We start from the raw sequence: 18,221 nt of genomic DNA on the forward strand, positions 1-18,221 counted from the left end.
TTCTTTTTAATTGTAATTATTAGGAAAGAGTAAACCACATGCTAACGCGACGCAACTGCTACATTTTCTTTTTCGTTTTAGTAGTAGGCACCGCACTTTCTGGATCTTCAGGCCAATAGTGGCGTGGGTATCGCCCTTTCATGTCTTTTTGCACTTCGCGATAACTACCTGACCAAAATGTGGGTAAATCGGCGGTTTTTTGAATTAAGCTATGCGCCGGAGACAGCAGTGAAAGTGTAATAGGAAAGCTATTTCTTCCCACTCTAGGATGGGTGTTAAGTCCATATAGCTCTTGTATGCGAATAGCCAAGCTTACTTTACCTTGCTCGCTGTAATCAAGGCTATGCCTATTGCCAGTAGGGGCCATGAACGTCAGCGGGAAATACTCATCTAAATACACAAGCTGAGCATAGCTTAAGCTTGCGCGCACAATATCAAGCCAATTAAGCTCAACTAACTGCTGCCACGTATTGACCTTGTTGAGATAAGGCACTAACCATGTTTCCATCGAGTCCATTAGAGACGATTGCGAAATGCCTTGACTATCTTTGCTAGCATTGTTGTCGAGTGCTTCTAGCAATTTCATTCTTGATAAAAGTACATTTGCTTTACCTAGCAATACGATCAGTCCTTTTTTCCTAATTTGCTTAAGAAGTAATGCTGTTGTTTCATAGTCGGCGCTAAAGGAACACACCTGGTTAGATATTTCGATGGCGCCTACCCTAGCAACTTGCCGACACACTACTTTGTCTAATGCGTTATCCCAATACTGCTGCTTTTCGCTATGCGTATTTTTATCTAAAAACGCGTTTAAAGCACTGCCTGATAATTCGCAATACTGACGCACCATGGCATTTGTTTTATGCGTAATCTGGGTTTGCGTGCAGATGATCCACTGCGCATGAATGTCTTCATCATTTTGCATGAGCTCTGCACCGGTGCCATCGGCAATAGAAAAGCCCACTTTGTCTCGTTTACGCCCGATTTTATCTGGATACGCGGCCAATAAAATGTTGGCAATTTCTTGCGCTAAATCCGGACCTTTTAATAAGCTTTCTAACAGGGCATTGTTTACATGTTTGATCCCAAGTTGTTTTGCAATTCGACTTATATCTTTGTTTAACTCAAACATCCCCTTATGTAAGGTTTTATTATTTAGCTGTGTTAGCACATAGCGACATTGAAAAACAATATCGTTGCTACCTAGCATTTGGCCTAAGGGTTTACCCTCTATTAACGCGACTAAGACTGCACTTAGTATTTTTTGATCTTCGCAGTTTTGGGTACTTGCAATCACCAACATGCGCGCTAATCTTGGTTCCGTATTAAATTGATACGCAAGCTTTGTGCTTGCCCTAATGTGACCAGCTTGATTCAAGAAACCAAGCTGCTTTAATAACCTAAAAGCGTAATCTATTTGCGCCTCACTGGGTTTATCAATGAGCGGCAATTGGGTAAAATCGGTTCCCCATTGGAGCAAGGTAAGTAAGGTTTGACTAATATCAACCTGCGTAATTTGTGCAGGTGCGTTTTCTTGCAAAAACTGCTGCTGTTCTTGCGACCATAATCGATAGCAAACACCCGCTTGCTGTCTACCCGCACGCCCTGCTCGCTGAATACTCGACGCTTTTGATATCATTTGCTCAGATAGCTGGTGCAATTTTCTGGACACTATAAATCGCTGTGCTTTTTCGCGCCCGCTATCAATCACAATGTTCACGCCGTTTATAGTTAAACTCGTTTCAGCAATGTTAGTTGCCAGTACGATTTTGCGCTTGTTACCTGGCGGTATATCAATGGCCTGTTTTTGCTGCGTTGTCGTCAAAGCGCCATATAATGGGGCAATTAAAGTATCGCTTAAGCTAAGTCTTTCAAGCGCACTTTGTACTTTGTTTATTATTGCCGCGCCCGGTAAAAACACTAATATGTTGCCACTATGATCGTGATGAGCTTGCGCAACTGTGTTTACCACAGCGTTTATCAATTGATTATTGGGGTTATTGTGTGAGCGCTGCAGCTTGCTAAAAGCCGATATAGGCTTATAAATATAGTCTATCGGATAGGTTCTGCCGCTTGATGAAAGCTGACGGGCTTTTGGCATTAACGTGCTAAGGTCGGCTACATTTAGGGTGGCCGACATTACTAACAGCCTAAGATCGGGTCGCAGCGCACTTTGTATTTCTAAACAAAGGCCAAGCGCTATATCAGACTGCACGCTACGCTCATGAAATTCATCAAATATAATTAAGCCAACGTCATTCAGTTCAGGATCGCTTTGTATCTTTGCAACTAACAAGCCTTCGGTGATCACGCATAGACGCGTTTTATCACTTAGTGCCGATTCTCCCCGCATTTGATAGCCAATGCTGCGGCCCACTTTTTCACCTAAACTCAACGCTAAAAAATTGGCAATAGATCGCACTGCGACTTGTCGAGGTTGTAGCAGCAAAATCTTCTTATTCGAAAAATAGGCCAATGACAATAACTGAAGCGGCAGGTAAGTTGACTTTCCCGCGCCCGGTGGAGCCGATAAAATACAGTCATTCTCTTGTATAAGGCTTAGTAACTCAGGTGTAATAGTTTCAATTGGCAAGGGGATCATATAAGGGATAAATCTATAGTTAACGTTAGGGTGCGGGCTGATGTGAGCTAAGTGTCAAATCACGTCGGTTTAGGTGTATGTGAAATCTATGCTAGTTTAATAATTAACAAAGACCATCAGAAATCATTATGCCTTAGTGTGAATTTTTAGTACCTTATAAGGATAAAAAATATAACGACACTGATGTTACCGCATGAATCACTTATCTGAAACCTTCAATGAACTCAGTCGCATTATTGTGACCGCCTTAAATGAACCGCAAACCTATATTCAGTTTGTAGTGGTAGCGTCGCTATATTCTCTTGCCTATGTAATTGCTTTATATATTAAACGAAACATTAGCGCCTTACATTTAAAATCCGACGAGAATTCACACCCTTTACGAAAATTAGCCTTTAACATCGGCATTATTTTAGCGCCCCTACTGGGTCTGTTTTTCATAAAAATAGCCTACCAAGTGGTAATGACCTTAGGCTACGACTCCTGGTTTATTCGCTTTATATTAGCCGTAGCCGTTTTATTATTCTTCTATTCTGCCATTACTACTTTTGTAACCAGCCCTTTTGCTGCTCACCTATTTAAGTGGATTGGTTTACCCATTCTATTTTTGCATGTTGTTGAGCTACTCAACCCGCTTATTTTGATATTAAAAGATATTTCAATAGAAGCAGGTAATGTCAATATATCTGCGTATGGATTTTTACGGGTATTAATATTTGGCCTACTGCTATTTTGGTTAGGTAGAGTATCGAATAATTTTGGCAAGGCGATTATCAAAAAACAGCTTGCTTTGGATGTCCCCACGCGCGAGGTATTCACCAAGTTATTTGAAGTCTCGCTGTTTTGTATCATTGTGTTGTTGCTACTCAATGTAATGGGCATAAACCTGACTACGCTAGCTGTTTTTGGCGGCGCACTGGGGGTAGGCATTGGTTTGGGTCTGCAGTCTATTGCTTCAAACTTTGTGTCGGGTATTATTATATTATTAGATAAGTCGCTCACCATTGGAGACTATGTTGAGCTTGATAATGGTCAAACCGGCTTTGTGCGCGAGTTTAGAATGCGTTATACCGTGTTAGAGACGTATGACGGTAAAGACTTACTTGTGCCCAACGAAATGTTTATATCAGATTTATTGGTTAACTGGTCGCATAAAGATCCAAAGCAGCGCTACAAAGTCGAATTTTCCGTGCCTTACGCTACCGATGTTCGCGCCATGGTGGAATATATTAAAGAAGCCGTAGCTGAGCATCCGCAGGTCCTAAGCGGAGATGAAGTAGCGTTAGAGGAGCGCCCAGACTGCGAGATTGAAAGCTTTGGAGACTCGGGCATCAATATGTTTGTTGAGTTTTGGATGATCGGCATAGACGATGGGAAAAATCGTGTAGGCGGTGATTTAATGCTGATTATTTTTGAAACCTTGCGTAAACACAATATTGAAATACCCTTCCCGCAAAGAGAGGTGCGTATTTTAAATCCTGAGCATAAACCGGCAGGCTAATCCGTTTACCCTAGGTTATTTATCCTGTCTGTCACCCACAAAAAATCCGCCATAAGACGGATTTTTATTTAGCAAAATAAACGCCTGATTACCAACCAGTAATTTCGCGTAAACCTTTGCCAATCTCAGCAAGAGAGCGAACCGTTTTAACACCAGCCGCTTCTAAAGCCTTGAATTTTTCATCGGCTGTACCTTTACCGCCCGCAATAATTGCGCCGGCATGGCCCATACGCTTTCCAGCTGGCGCAGTTACACCGGCAATGTAAGAAACGACAGGTTTAGTGACATGCTCTTTGATATATTGCGCCGCTTCTTCCTCAGCGTTACCGCCGATTTCACCAATCATCACGATGGCTTGTGTAGCAGGATCTTTTTCAAACAGCGCTAGAATGTCAATAAAGCTAGCACCCGGAATTGGGTCGCCGCCAATACCTACACAAGTAGATTGACCAAAGCCTTCATCGGTAGTTTGCTTAACGGCTTCATAGGTAAGTGTACCCGAGCGTGAAACAATGCCTACTTTGCCAGGCATGTGAATGTGACCAGGCATGATACCAATCTTGCATTCTCCAGGGGTAATTACGCCTGGGCAGTTTGGTCCTATCATGGTCACGCCTTTACGCGAAATGTACTCTTTCACGTATAACATGTCGATAGTTGGAATACCTTCTGTAATGCATACAATCAGCTCAATTCCAGCGTCGGCTGCTTCAATGATTGAATCTTTACAAAATGGTGCCGGTACGTAAATCACAGAAGCCGTTGCGCCTGTTTCTTTAACTGCGTCAGCCACGGTATCAAATACTGGCAAACCTAGGTGGGTTGTACCGCCTTTACCAGGTGTGACGCCGCCGACCATTTTTGTTCCATACTCTATAGCTTGCTCTGAATGGAACGTACCTTGTCCGCCAGTGAATCCTTGGCAGATAACTTTTGTATCTTTGTTAATTAAGACGCTCACTGTGCACCTCCGGCTGCATCAACCACTTTTTGAGCAGCGTCGCTCAAACTAGTCGCCGCAATAATATTTAGTCCACACTCTTTTAGTTTTTGAGTGCCTAACTCGGCGTTGTTGCCCTCTAGTCTTACTACGACGGGTACATTTACGCCTACTTCTTCAACCGCGCCTATAATACCTTCGGCAATCATGTCACAGCGTACAATGCCACCAAAAATGTTAACCAGTACCGCTTTTACGTTACTGTCAGACAAGATAATTTTGAATGCTTCGGTGACACGCTCTTTAGTAGCACCGCCGCCAACGTCTAGAAAGTTAGCTGGGTTGCCGCCGTGAAGTTTAACAATGTCCATAGTACCCATAGCAAGACCTGCGCCATTTACCATACAGCCAATATTACCATCTAATGCAACATAGTTCAGTTCCCACTGAGCCGCTTGTGCTTCACGCGCGTCTTCTTGTGAAGGATCGTGCATGTCGCGTACTTTAGGCTGACGATACATTGCGTTACTATCTATTGCTAATTTAGCGTCTAAGCAATGCAAGTTACCATCTTTTTTGATCACCAATGGATTAACTTCGATTAGCGCTAAGTCTAAATCTTCAAACATTTTGGCTAGGCCAATAAATATTTGTGTAAACTGCTTAACTTGAACGCCTTTAAGGCCAAGTTTAAATGCAATTTGACGTGCTTGGAAAGGCTGAGCGCCGACCAGCGGATCAATTTCAGCTTTAAGAATTTTTTCTGGCGTGTGTTCAGCAACCGTTTCAATTTCTACGCCACCTTCTGTAGATGCCATAAACACAATTTTACGTGAAGTACGATCAACAACCGCACCTAAATACAGCTCTTGCGCTATGTCTGTACATGACTCTACCAAAATACGACTAACTGGCTGGCCTTTTTCGTCAGTTTGATAAGTTACTAGGTTTTTGCCAAGCCAAAGTTCAGCAAATGCTCTGATTTCTTCTTTGGTCTTAACTAGCTTAACGCCGCCCGCTTTACCGCGTCCGCCTGCGTGCACTTGACACTTGACTACCCATTCGCTGCCGCCAATGCGACCAGCTGCTTCAACAGCTGCCTGTGGTGTATCGACAGCGTATCCATCAGAAACGGGTAAACCGTACTCTTTAAATAACTGCTTACCCTGATATTCATGCAAATTCATGGTTATTTATCCGATTGTCTTGATTGATTGAGAATGCGTGAACATACCCGCTTAAAACAGCGCCGAAGGATATCACAAAAGCAATAACTTGTTCGGCGTTCTTATTGGCCATACAAGCCGTATGCTGCAGATTTTTACGCTAAACTATAGCTGAACTGCAGAATATTTTGCTTGTGGCTATTTTTACACGTCTAGCAATAAACGCGTTGGATCTTCTAACATTTCTTTGATCGTGACTAAGAAACCAACTGATTCTTTACCGTCTACTATTCTGTGGTCGTAAGACAAGGCTAAATACATCATAGGCAGTATTTCTACTTTGCCGTTCACGGCCATAGGGCGATCTTGGATTTTATGCATGCCCAATATCGCACTTTGTGGAGGATTAATGATAGGCGTAGATAATAGTGAACCAAACACACCACCGTTGGTGATCGTAAAGTTACCGCCTTGGAGCTCACTTAGCGCAAGTTTGCCATCACGGCCTTTGAGCGCTAGTTCTCTAATGCCTTTTTCTATGGCGGCCATACCCAGTGTGTCGGTATCTTTTAGTATAGGCGTGACAAGTCCACGTGGCGTTGACACCGCGATGGATATGTCAAAATAGTTATGATAAACAATGTCATCACCGTCAATTGACGCGTTAACTTCTGGGAAGCGTTTAAGCGCCTCGGTGACCGCTTTTACATAAAATGACATAAAGCCTAAACGTATACCGTGACGCTTTTCAAAGCTATCTTGATATTGCTTGCGCAAGTCCATGATAGGTTTCATGTTAACTTCGTTAAACGTGGTCAACATAGCGGTGTCATTCTTGGCTTGTAATAAACGTTTTGCGATTGTTTTGCGTAGACGTGTCATCGGTACACGTTTTTCAGACCTTTCGCCTTGTGCAAGGCTTGGCTCTGCCGCTGGCGAAGCACTCGTGTTTGGTGCATTACTAGTCTTAGCCGGCGCTGCTTTTACATGGTGCTCTACGTCTTCTTTTGTTACGCGTCCACCTTTGCCTGTGCCTTTAACGCTGCTAGGTTCGATATCTTTTTCGGCCAATAGACGACGAACAGACGGACTTAGGGTATCTGTGTCAGTCTTTTGTGTTTCTGACTTTTGTGTTTCAGACTTTGCTGAAGCTGCACTTTTTGCGTCGCTAATTGCGCCGCTTACAAACTTAGCAATAAGCTGTTCTGCGATTACCGTTGCGCCTTCCTGGGCAATAATTTCGCTAATTGAGCCGTCATCAGGTGCCACTACTTCAAGCACCACTTTGTCGGTTTCAATGTCGACTAAATTCTGGTCGCGCTTAACTGCTTCACCGGGCTGCACATGCCAAGTGGCAATGCTAGCGTCGGCAACAGACTCGGGCAACACGGGAACATTAATATCTTGCACTTTACCAGATGGTGCGCTTGAAACAGGCGCGGCAGGTGCAGTTGCTGTATTACCCGTATTTGATACTGCCCCTTCAGAAACGGTTGCCAGTAATTGCTCACCTAATACAGTTTCGCCTTCGGGGCACAGAATTTCGCCAAGTACTCCGTCAGCTGGTGAAACCACTTCTAAAACCACTTTATCTGTTTCAATATCTACCAGATTTTGATCTCGCGTTACCGTATCGCCAGCTTTAACATGCCAAGTTGCAATGCTTGCATCAGCAACTGATTCCGGTAATACGGGAACTTTTATTTCATGTGCCATCTTAGGTTCCTTGTTTAATGATAAGTGCGTTTTCAACCAGTGCTTTTTGCTGCTGATTGTGAACAGTTATGTAACCTACCGCAGGCGAAGCTGATGCCTCACGCCCAGCATATGCAAGTGTTGCGCCTTGCGGGATCGTATTTCTAAAATGATGCTGACTGCTATACCAAGCGCCTTGATTTTGCGGCTCTTCTTGACACCAAACCCAGTCACTCACATGTGCATACTTAGTCGCAACTGCTTCCAACTCCTTGCTTGGGAACGGGTATAACTGTTCTATTCTTACGATAGCAACATTATTTAATTCATTTTCGCGTCGTTGTTCTAACAGGTCATAATAAACCTTTCCAGAGCACATCACCACTCGGCTTACTTTTTCAAGAGTAAGTTCGTCTATTTCGTCAATAACATTATAGAAGATACCGGTGCTTAAGTCGTCTATACTAGACACTGCAAGAGGATGGCGCAGTAAAGATTTTGGTGACATTACAATAAGCGGTTTACGCATTGGGCGTACCGCTTGTCTACGCAGCATATTATAAACTTGTGCGGGCGTAGAAGGCACGCACACCTGCCAATTATGATCTGCACAAAGCTGCAAGAACCTTTCTAAGCGCGCTGAACTGTGTTCAGGGCCTTGGCCTTCGTAACCGTGCGGTAATAAAACCGTTAGACCGCATAAACGTCCCCACTTAGCTTCTCCTGAACTTAAGAATTGGTCAAACACCACCTGAGCACCGTTTGCAAAATCGCCAAACTGAGCTTCCCAAATAGTCAATGTGCCTGGTTCTGCAGTCGCAAACCCATATTCAAATGCCATTACCGCAGCTTCAGACAAGACTGAATCGTATATTTCTATTTCTCCTTGCCCAGCACGCAAGTGCTGCAAAGGAATATAGGTAGAGGCATCAGTTTGATTGTGTAAAACAGAATGGCGATGGAAGAAAGTGCCTCTTCCAGAATCTTGCCCAGTAAAGCGTATATCGCTGCCATAATCGAGAATAGTTGCATAGGCTAGGTTTTCTGCCATGCCCCAGTCGATCATGCGCTCACCCTTTATCATCGAAACGCGATCGTTATATAGTTTATTTATTCTTGAATGTAGTATATGACTTTCTGGAAAGCTAGTGATAGATTGCCCTAGCTCTACTAGCCGCTCTTTGCTAACACTACCATCGTAATCAACATCCCAATCATGGCCCAGATATGGAGACCAATCTACAGAATGCGCTGTCATTGGACGCCATTCTTCAACCACACATGCTCCGTGGTCGAGAGCTGCTCGGTAATCCGAAATCATTTTTTCTACTTCATACTTCTCTATAATGCCTTGAGCAATAAGTTGATCAGCGTATATTTGTCTGGCTACTGGATGCTTCTTAATCTTTTTATACATGAGCGGTTGGGTTGCGCTTGGCTCATCAGCTTCATTGTGACCGTGGCGACGGTAACAAACTAAATCAATCACCACATCACGCTTAAATGTATTTCTATAATCTAAGGCTAGTTTTGTCACAAACGAAACGGCTTCTGGATCGTCGGCATTAACGTGAAAGATTGGCGCCTGCACCATTTTTGCAATATCAGTACAATATTGGGTTGATCTTGCATCTTCTATTTTTGAGGTAGTAAAGCCTACTTGGTTATTAATAACGATACGTACCGTGCCACCTACAGAGAACCCTCTAGTTTGGGACATATTGAACGTTTCCTGCACCACGCCTTGACCAACAATAGCCGCGTCACCGTGAATGGTGATAGGTACTACGGCTGAACCGTTAACGCAGTTGCGTCGTGCTTGCCTGGCCCTAACAGAGCCCATTACTACCGGATTCACAATTTCTAAATGAGAGGGGTTAAACGCCAATGCTAAATGCACATTGCCACCGTCGGTAGCGAAATCTGAAGAGAAACCCGCATGGTATTTAACATCGCCAGCGCCTAAAGTACCGTCGTGTTTACCAGCAAACTCATCAAACAACACCGATGGATTTTTGCCCAGTACGTTCACTAAAACATTCAAGCGACCTCGGTGAGCCATACCCAACACAACTTCTTTTGCGCCCGACTCTCCTGCCGCACAAATAAGTCCTTTCAACATTGGCACAAGCGCATCGCCGCCTTCGAGGCTGAAACGCTTAGCACCGGTAAATTTATTGCCTAAGTACTTTTCCATACCGTCGGCGGCAACAAGTCCTTTCAATATTTTTAATTTTGCATTGCGATCAAAGGTTGGCTTTGCTTCAACTGATTCAAGGTAGTGCTGAATCCAGCGTTTTTGCTCAGTGTCGGTAATGTGCATATATTCAGAACCAATTGAACCACAGTAAGTGTGGTTAAGTGATTTGAATAGTTCGCCCAGTGGCATTTTTTCTTTGCCAACGGCATAAGAGCCCAGACTATAAATAACGTCGAAGTCAGCTTCTGATAAGTTGTGAAAGGAAAGCTCTAAATCTCTTACGCGTTCTTGCTTCCAAAGTCCAAGTGGGTCCAAATTAGCGTGCTGGTGGCCCCTGAAACGGTAAGCGTTGATAAGCTGAAGCACTTTAACCTGCTTAACATCGCCCGAAGAGTCGCCAGCGCTTGGTGGGGGTGCACCCATACGAGCAGAAGGCCCAAGCGCCGCCATCTTTCTAAAGCTGTCGCGAATACTTGTATGGTTGGCTTCAACTGTCACACCTTCCACTTTAGGCAGTTCGTCAAAGATTGCTTTCCAACTGTCTGAGACATTAAGGGGGTTTTCAAGATAGGTTTCATATAATTCTTCAACATAAGCAGCGTTGGAACCTGCCATATGCGAGGAGTCCCACCATGCCTTCATCACGCTATTGTGCATCATTTAGCCTTGATTTAAATAATTGTTGGTATTGTATTCTAAGTAGTATCTAAAATAAATCTTCTATAACCAAAGTCTTAGTATTTTTCACTTTATTTACAAAAAAAAAGCTATCCACTGCTGGATAGCTATTTGAGCTTTGTCTATATTAAATGAACGTTGCTGGTCAATTTACTTGCCCATTAAACAGCACGTTGTAATAACATTGATTTTATTTTTCCGATAGCTTTGGTAGGGTTTAAGCCCTTGGGACAAACACTAACACAGTTCATAATGCCATGGCATCTAAAAACACTAAAAGCGTCATCTAAGTCACTCAAGCGTTCTTCGGTGGCTGTGTCACGGCTATCGATAAGAAAGCGATATGCGTGAAGCAAGCCGGCCGGACCAATAAACTTATCAGGGTTCCACCAAAACGACGGGCATGATGAAGAACAACATGCACACAAGATACACTCATATAAACCGTCCAGTTTCGCGCGTTCTTCAGGCATTTGAATGAATTCACGCGACGGTGGTTGTTTGTCGTCATTAATAAGGAAAGGTTTAATCTTTTCATATTGTGTATAAAACTGAGTCATGTCTACAACTAAGTCTCTTACCACCGGTAAACCAGGCAGTGGACGTACAATTATTTTACCTTTGCCTAGAGAAGAGACGGGCGTGATACACGCTAAACCATTCTTACCGTTCATGTTCATGCCGTCAGAACCGCAAACGCCTTCTCTGCATGAGCGACGAAATGACAAGGTAGCGTCTTTCTCTTTAAGGGCGATGAGTGCATCAAGTACCATCATATCTTGGCCTTCTTCTACCGCAAGAGCATAGTCGACCATTTTAGGCGCATCATCCACTTCTGGATTATAGCGATAAATCGAAAATTTTAATTCCATCATTAATACTCCTATTAATATGTACGGGCTTTAGGAGGGAATGCCTCTCTAAGCTTGGGCGCCATGTTCACTTCACGTTTCAGCATGGTATCACCATCTGGCACGTAAACTGAGTGGCACAACCAATTTTCATCGTCGCGGTCAGGGAAATCGAAGCGACTGTGTGCACCTCGACTTTCTGTTCTAAAGTTTGCCGCAACGGCGGTGCTGTAAGCAGTTTCCATGAGGTTGTCTAGCTCTAAGCACTCAATACGAGCGGTGTTAAAATCAGCACTTTTATCATTCAAACTAGCGTGTTGCAAACGTTCGCGTATTTCTGATAACTCTTTAAGGCCTTCAGCCATTGCGTCCCCTTCCCTAAAAACAGAGAAATTGAGCTGCATGCACTGCTGCATATCTTTCTTGATTTGCGCTGGGCTTTCACCCTTGCCTTTTTCAGAAGATTCCCATCTGTTAAATCTTGCCATGGCGGCATCAATATCTGAAGTAGAGGCTTCTGACTTAATTTGAATATCGTCGATACTCTTGCCTAGATGCAGGCCTGTAGCGCGGCCAAACACAACTAAATCGAGTAAGGAGTTTCCGCCTAAACGGTTTGCGCCGTGAACAGACACGCAGGCTATCTCACCGCAGGCAAACAGACCTTCCATAGGCGTTTCTTTACCATTTTTATCAATATTTATTACTTGACCATCGACGTTAGTTGGAATACCACCCATCATGTAATGACATGTGGGTATAACGGGAATAGGCTCTTTCACTGGATCGACGTGCGCAAAAGTTCTCGAGAGTTCCAAAATACCAGGCAAGCGCGACTCTAATACATCTTTACCCAAATGGTCTAACTTGAGTTTTAGGTGAGGACCCCATGGACCATCACAGCCACGTCCTTCACGGATTTCGGTCATCATTGAACGAGCCACAACATCACGTCCTGCTAAGTCTTTAGCATTTGGCGCGTAGCGCTCCATGAAGCGCTCGCCGTCTTTATTTAACAAATAGCCACCTTCACCACGGCAACCTTCGGTTACCAACGTTCCTGCACCGGCTATACCAGTAGGGTGAAACTGCCACATTTCCATGTCTTGCAGCGGAACACCGGCACGAACAGCCATGCCCACGCCATCACCCGTGTTAATGTGCGCATTAGTAGTAGATGCATATATACGACCCGCACCGCCGGTAGCTAATACGACGGCTTTAGATTTGAAATAAACAACTTCGCCTGTTTCAATGTCAATTGCGGTGCAGCCAACTACTTGGCCTTGTTGATTTTTTACTAGGTCTAATGCATACCATTCAGAAAATATGTTTGTCTTATTTTTAATGTTTTGCTGATATAACAAATGCAGTAAAGCATGGCCAGTTCTATCTGCAGCAGCAGCTGTTCTGGCGGCTTGCTCGCCCCCAAAGTTTCTGGATTGACCGCCGAATGGACGCTGATATACTTTTCCCTCTTCGGTGCGTGAAAATGGTAAGCCCATGTTCTCCATTTCAATAATGGCTTCAGGTCCGGTTTTACACATATATTCAATGGCCTCTTGATCGCCAATGAAGTCAGAACCTTTAACAGTGTCATACATATGCCATTCCCAATTGTCTTCATGAGAATTACCAAGCGCAACGGTAATGCCGCCTTGTGCCGAAACTGTGTGAGAACGGGTTGGAAATACTTTTGACAGGAGTGCGCACGAACGCCCAGACTCTGTTATCTGCAGTGCTGCACGCATGCCTGCGCCACCAGCACCTATAACTACTGTATCAAATTCATGAACAGGTAAACTCATTCTAAACACCCCATAAAACAAACAGACCAACCGCTACGTAAGCGAAGGCCATTAAATTAAGTACAAATTGCAAACCCATGCGCAAATTGTGCGGTTTAACATAATCAGTTAGCACTTGCCAAAGACCAATACGAACATGCATCAAAATAGCCAGCAAAGTAATCAAGGTAAATGCTTTCATATATATTGAGGCAAATAAACCCTGCCATACAGTATAAGTGATTTCGGGAGTGGCAATAAAAAAGTACACCATAAAAATAGTGAACGCCGATATTACTGCTGCGGACGCTCTAAGCGTCACGTAGTCTTGTATACCGTTGCGTTTCATTGACGCTTGATTAGTTACCATAATATCACTCCTAAAACGACGGTTAGTACAATCCACCCGCCAATAGCAATATTAGCACTAAGGTTTCCAGAATGTAGTTCTTCCCAATACCCCATGTCCATAATAACGTGGCGAATGCCACCAAGTAAATGGAACGAAAGTGCAGACAATGTACCTAATGCAACAACGTACCCGAAAGGTCCGTTTAGTACGTCTTTTACCATCTGAAAATCAGCTTCAGAACCCAAAGATGTAGCCCATGCCCAAATGACGAAAACGAGCGCGAAGAACATGGCGACGCCAGTAACTCGATGCAAGATAGACGCTTTACCGGCAGCTGGCAATTCGATTGTGGTTAAATCTAGATTGACTGGTCTTTGCTTTTTCACAATAAATAACCTATTTTTTAGTGTACGATCACCGCCCTGTTTAAGACTACATAACCGCAATTGTTGTGTGTTTACCTAACCGTTTAAGTGCAAGCAGCGGCAAGCTGTTTACACCTATTTGGTGTTCTGTGTTGAGGTTTGTTACTGGCCAAACTCTTTAAATGTGAAATAGTCTAGGCCATTATGCTGAATTATTATTTTAATACACATTAAGTTTTCGCCATGTGTGTAAACGATGTGTAAATGATGTGTAAACAAAAAATAGGTGTATAGTTAACATCTATTTCTTGAGTTTCAGCACTCATAAATATATCAATCTAGGTGCTTAATAGCAATGTTTACTTGGCTCTTAGTACTATGGTCGTAAACTATTGTTTATAGTCCGAATAGACGTAATGATAGCAATATAACTGGTTACAACAGCGCGTTCAAAATAACAATCTTTTGCCGGCGATACCTTGGACAAATAAGCATTTAAATTGACTTACTTAGGTATTAGGTTAAGAATGTCGGCACTTTTTGCTATGCTACTATTAGCTATATTGATAACAAGTGAACGAATTATTCACTTTTTCCGTTTACTCGGATACTTTACACATAGGAGAGATATTCATGTCTACAAAGACCGCCACCTTGAAAGCGGGTGAAATAGAAGTTGAATTCCCAATTTTGGAGGGTACCGAAGGACACTCTGTCATTGACATCAGAAAATTGGGCGCCAGCGGATACTTCACATTCGACCCGGGTTTTATGGCGACAGGCTCATGTGAATCATCTATTACGTTTATTGACGGCGCTAAAGGTATTCTTCTGCATCGTGGCTACTCAATTGAAGACTTAGCCAGGCATTCAAGCTACTTAGAAGTGTGCCATATGCTGCTGCATGACGCGACGCCCAACGCTGAAGAATTTCTAGAGTTTCAAGACACCATTACTCGCCATACTATGGTGCATGAGCAATTAAATATGTTTTTTCACGGCTTTAGAAACGACGCTCACCCCATGGCTATGCTATGCGGGACCGTAGGCGCAATGTCATCTTTTTATCACAGCGACTTAGATGTAAAAGATCCTGAGCAACGTGTACGCTCGGCGCATCGTCTAATCGCCAAAATGCCAACGCTTGTAGCCATGTGCTACAAATACAATGTGGGTCAACCCTTCGTTTATCCGCGTAACGATTTAAGCTACGCTGCTAACTTTTTGAACATGATGTTTTCGGTACCCGCGGAAGAGTATAAAATAAGCCCCACGGTTGAACGCGCCATGGATAGAATATTTATTTTGCATGCTGATCACGAACAAAACGCCTCTACTTCTACGGTAAGATTAGCGGGTTCTTCTGGCGCAAACCCATACGCGTGTATTGCTGCAGGCGTTGCTTCGTTATGGGGACCAGCGCATGGGGGTGCAAATGAAGCATGCTTGAAAATGCTTGAAGAAATTGGCACGGTTGACCGTATCCCTGAGTTTGTCGCCCGTGCAAAAGACAAAGATGACCCCTTCAGATTAATGGGCTTTGGCCACCGCGTTTATAAAAATCATGACCCACGCGCCACCGTTATGCGCGAAAGCTGTCATGAAGTATTAGCTGAAATGAATGTTAAAAATCCATTGCTACAAGTAGCAATGGAGCTAGAGCGTATCGCCTTGAGTGATCCTTACTTTGTAGAAAAGAAACTTTTTCCAAATGTAGATTTCTATTCTGGCATAGTGCTAAGCGCAATTGGCATTCCTACTAATATGTTTACTTGTATATTTGCATTGGCAAGAACGGTCGGGTGGATTTCTCACTGGCATGAAATGTTAAGCCAGCCGGGTCAAAAAATTGGCCGTCCGCGTCAGTTATACACAGGTCATAGCAAACGCAATTATAGCCCGATTACTAAGTAAACTGGCTTAAATCAATGAAAATGGCGCTTATGCGTCATTTTTTTGTGTCTTAACCTCTACAAGCGAAACTAATTGGTCAAGACGTAAATCGACATAAAAGTAGGGGCAAATATGCATAAAACCACTAAATATTTAGGCTACGCTGGGCTAATACCCTTTGTAAGCATGCCAATACTGGTAATGATTGGGCTTGTAGATGCTTACTTAGGCTACCTACATTTCGTCCAATATTCGGCTATTATATTGTCGTTTTTTGGCGGTATTCACTGGCTTGACGCCATTCAGAATAGGCGCAAGGACCATCAATTGTTCGTATCTATGCTGCCCAGTATTGTTGCTTGGCTATCGCTAATGTTTTTGGATGGCACTATGTTATTAAGTGTGTTGTCGCTTAGCTACATAGGTATTTTGCTTTATGATAAGTACGTACTGGCGTTGGAAAAAGATATTTTGATGGATTACACAAAAATGCGCATGCAACTAACGACCGTAGTGGTGCTTAGTCATTTGTTTATGGCGTATAATTAGGATAGTCAGTGGGTATATCTGTTAATCCGCTTTGATGAGGCAAACAGCCATACCCTTTATATTAGTAAAATAGACATATCTTTGTTAGGCGTATTAAATGACATAACGCACGCAGTCTAATCAATAATAAGCGCAGCTAACTCTTTGGTTTTTTCCTCCATTAGCGCTTTATTCTGCCTGCTTTCCACATTCAATCGAATGACAGATTCAGTGTTAGACTTACGCAAATTAAAGCGCCAGCTACCAAACTCCATGCCAATACCGTCTGTTCTATCAATCACATCAGCTTTATCTTCATAGTGAATAATTATTTTCTTTATTGTGGCTCCCGCGTCTTTTACCACATAGTTAATTTCTCCCGATGATGGGAATTTGGCAATGCGCGCTTTCACAAGTGATGATAAAGGCAACTTTGCTTTGCACAGTAGTTCTGCGACCAACAGCCATGGGATCATGCCTGAATCACAGTAGGCAAAGTCTCTGAAATAATGATGAGCACTCATTTCCCCCCCGTATACTGCATCTTCTTTGCGCATACGCTCTTTTATAAAAGCGTGGCCTGTTTTCGATTTTATCGCTTTTCCACCAGCGGCTTTAATAATATCTTCGGTGTTCCAAAATACTCTTGGATCATAAATTATCTTAGCGCCCTTATTTTTATCTAAGAAAGCTTTTGCGAGCAGACCCACAATATAATAACCTTCAATAAATGCGCCGGTTTCGTCGAATAAGAAACAACGGTCAAAGTCACCGTCCCACGCAATGCCCATGTCAGCTTTGTGCTTAATAACAGCCTCAGCAGTATCAACTCTGTTTTCAGGCAACAAGGGGTTTGGAATACCGTTTGGAAAGTCTCCATCTGGATTATGATGTACTTTTATAAACTCAATAGGCACATTTTGATGCGTAAAAAACAGCTCAAGCGCGTCTATTATATGCCCTGCACTGCCATTGCCCGAGTTGACCACAAGTTTGAGCGGCGTAATAGCAGATATATCGATGTATTCGTTTAAGTGCAGCACGTAATCATTCACGCAACTTACACGCTCGTATTGTTTACTTGCTAGCAGCACGATCTGCTTTACGGAATGAGCACCTTTTAAAAAATCTTCATTGTTGACTAAGCCATTTGCACAAAAATGCATCAATTGCTTATGTACAAGCACCTCGTCGTATTTCTCGGCTAACACTTTTATAGCGTTTAAGCCACTGTCACCGCTGATGGGCACTGAGCCCGCCTTGACCATCTTTAGACCATTATAATTAATCGGGTTGTGACTCGCGGTAACTTCTATGCCACCATCAACGCCAAGGTGCTTGGTGGCAAAATAGATTTCTTCTGTGCCTGCACTACCAATATCAAATACTTTTGCACCGCCGTCGATAATACCCGCACTTAACGCTAACTTTAGTGGCAAGGATGTTTTGCGTGCATCACTGCCGACCACGACCGTCTTTGCTTGTAAATTTTCAGCAAACGCACGCCCTACTCTATAGGCTACCTTTTCATCGAGCTGAGTGAGCAATTCACCGCGTATATCATAGGCTTTAAAACAGGTAATTGGGGTCATTAAGGACTTCTTTTAAACGTGCAGATAATAGGTTGTTGCCATACTAAAAAAGATAGCAGTGTGTTGCAAAT

The 18,221-nt window shown here is 43.3% G+C and carries 13 protein-coding genes; 3 read left to right on the forward strand and 10 right to left on the reverse strand.

Annotated features, from left to right (window positions below; genetic code table 11):
- Window positions 1-58 precede the first annotated feature (58 nt).
- Complete coding sequence (gene hrpB, locus BAE46_RS01885) at window positions 59-2,602, reverse strand: ATP-dependent helicase HrpB (protein ID WP_070111635.1); 2,544 nt, start codon at window positions 2,600-2,602, stop codon at window positions 59-61.
- A 193-nt stretch (window positions 2,603-2,795) separates the two neighbouring features.
- Between hrpB and BAE46_RS01890 the strand changes: the two genes are divergently transcribed.
- Window positions 2,796-4,103 carry a mechanosensitive ion channel family protein gene (locus BAE46_RS01890; protein WP_006004098.1) on the forward strand — a complete coding sequence of 436 codons (1,308 nt, stop codon included), beginning with the start codon at window positions 2,796-2,798 and terminating at the stop codon, window positions 4,101-4,103.
- Window positions 4,104-4,191: 88 nt separating this feature from the next.
- On the opposite strand, the gene sucD is transcribed toward BAE46_RS01890, so the two are convergent.
- From sucD to sdhC, 8 genes are all read right to left on the reverse strand, one after another.
- Window positions 4,192-5,064 carry a succinate--CoA ligase subunit alpha gene (gene sucD / locus BAE46_RS01895; protein WP_040520326.1) on the reverse strand — a complete coding sequence of 291 codons (873 nt, stop codon included), beginning with the start codon at window positions 5,062-5,064 and terminating at the stop codon, window positions 4,192-4,194.
- Window positions 5,061-6,230 carry an ADP-forming succinate--CoA ligase subunit beta gene (sucC, locus tag BAE46_RS01900; protein WP_006004103.1) on the reverse strand — a complete coding sequence of 390 codons (1,170 nt, stop codon included), beginning with the start codon at window positions 6,228-6,230 and terminating at the stop codon, window positions 5,061-5,063. The genes sucD and sucC overlap by 4 nt, the downstream gene beginning before the upstream one ends.
- 183 nt (window positions 6,231-6,413) lie before the next feature.
- Window positions 6,414-7,925: a 2-oxoglutarate dehydrogenase complex dihydrolipoyllysine-residue succinyltransferase gene (gene odhB / locus BAE46_RS01905; protein ID WP_070111636.1), complete on the reverse strand. Its 1,512-nt coding sequence runs from the start codon at window positions 7,923-7,925 to the stop codon at window positions 6,414-6,416.
- Window position 7,926: 1 nt separating this feature from the next.
- The gene (locus BAE46_RS01910) at window positions 7,927-10,761 is read right to left on the reverse strand and encodes a 2-oxoglutarate dehydrogenase E1 component (RefSeq protein WP_006004110.1); all 2,835 of its coding nucleotides are present in this window, start codon (window positions 10,759-10,761) and stop codon (window positions 7,927-7,929) included.
- Between the two features lie 182 nt (window positions 10,762-10,943).
- Window positions 10,944-11,654 (reverse strand): succinate dehydrogenase iron-sulfur subunit, encoded by a 711-nt coding sequence (locus BAE46_RS01915; RefSeq protein ID WP_040520328.1) that lies wholly within the window; start codon window positions 11,652-11,654, stop codon window positions 10,944-10,946.
- Window positions 11,655-11,668: 14 nt separating this feature from the next.
- Window positions 11,669-13,441 (reverse strand): succinate dehydrogenase flavoprotein subunit, encoded by a 1,773-nt coding sequence (sdhA, locus tag BAE46_RS01920; RefSeq protein ID WP_006004114.1) that lies wholly within the window; start codon window positions 13,439-13,441, stop codon window positions 11,669-11,671.
- Between the two features lies 1 nt (window position 13,442).
- A complete protein-coding gene (gene sdhD / locus BAE46_RS01925) occupies window positions 13,443-13,790 on the reverse strand; it encodes a succinate dehydrogenase, hydrophobic membrane anchor protein (RefSeq protein WP_006004116.1) in 348 nt (115 codons plus the stop codon).
- Window positions 13,784-14,158, reverse strand: coding sequence for a succinate dehydrogenase, cytochrome b556 subunit (gene sdhC / locus BAE46_RS01930; protein ID WP_006004118.1), 375 nt, complete (start codon window positions 14,156-14,158; stop codon window positions 13,784-13,786). Before sdhC ends, sdhD begins: the two co-directional genes overlap by 7 nt.
- 612 nt (window positions 14,159-14,770) lie before the next feature.
- Here sdhC and BAE46_RS01935 point away from each other — a divergent pair.
- Window positions 14,771-16,051 (forward strand): citrate synthase, encoded by a 1,281-nt coding sequence (locus BAE46_RS01935; protein ID WP_006004122.1) that lies wholly within the window; start codon window positions 14,771-14,773, stop codon window positions 16,049-16,051.
- Between the two features lie 111 nt (window positions 16,052-16,162).
- A complete protein-coding gene (locus tag BAE46_RS01940) occupies window positions 16,163-16,579 on the forward strand; it encodes a DUF3429 domain-containing protein (protein WP_006004124.1) in 417 nt (138 codons plus the stop codon).
- A gap of 116 nt (window positions 16,580-16,695) precedes the next feature.
- Here the strand turns inward: BAE46_RS01940 and BAE46_RS01945 are convergent, their stop codons facing one another.
- Entirely contained in the window at window positions 16,696-18,150 is a 1,455-nt protein-coding gene (locus BAE46_RS01945; protein ID WP_006004126.1) for a phosphohexomutase domain-containing protein, read from the reverse strand.
- Window positions 18,151-18,221 lie beyond the last annotated feature (71 nt).

The organism is Glaciecola punicea, assembly GCF_001756615.1.
In the GTDB taxonomy this organism is placed as follows: Bacteria; Pseudomonadota; Gammaproteobacteria; order Enterobacterales; family Alteromonadaceae; genus Glaciecola; species Glaciecola punicea.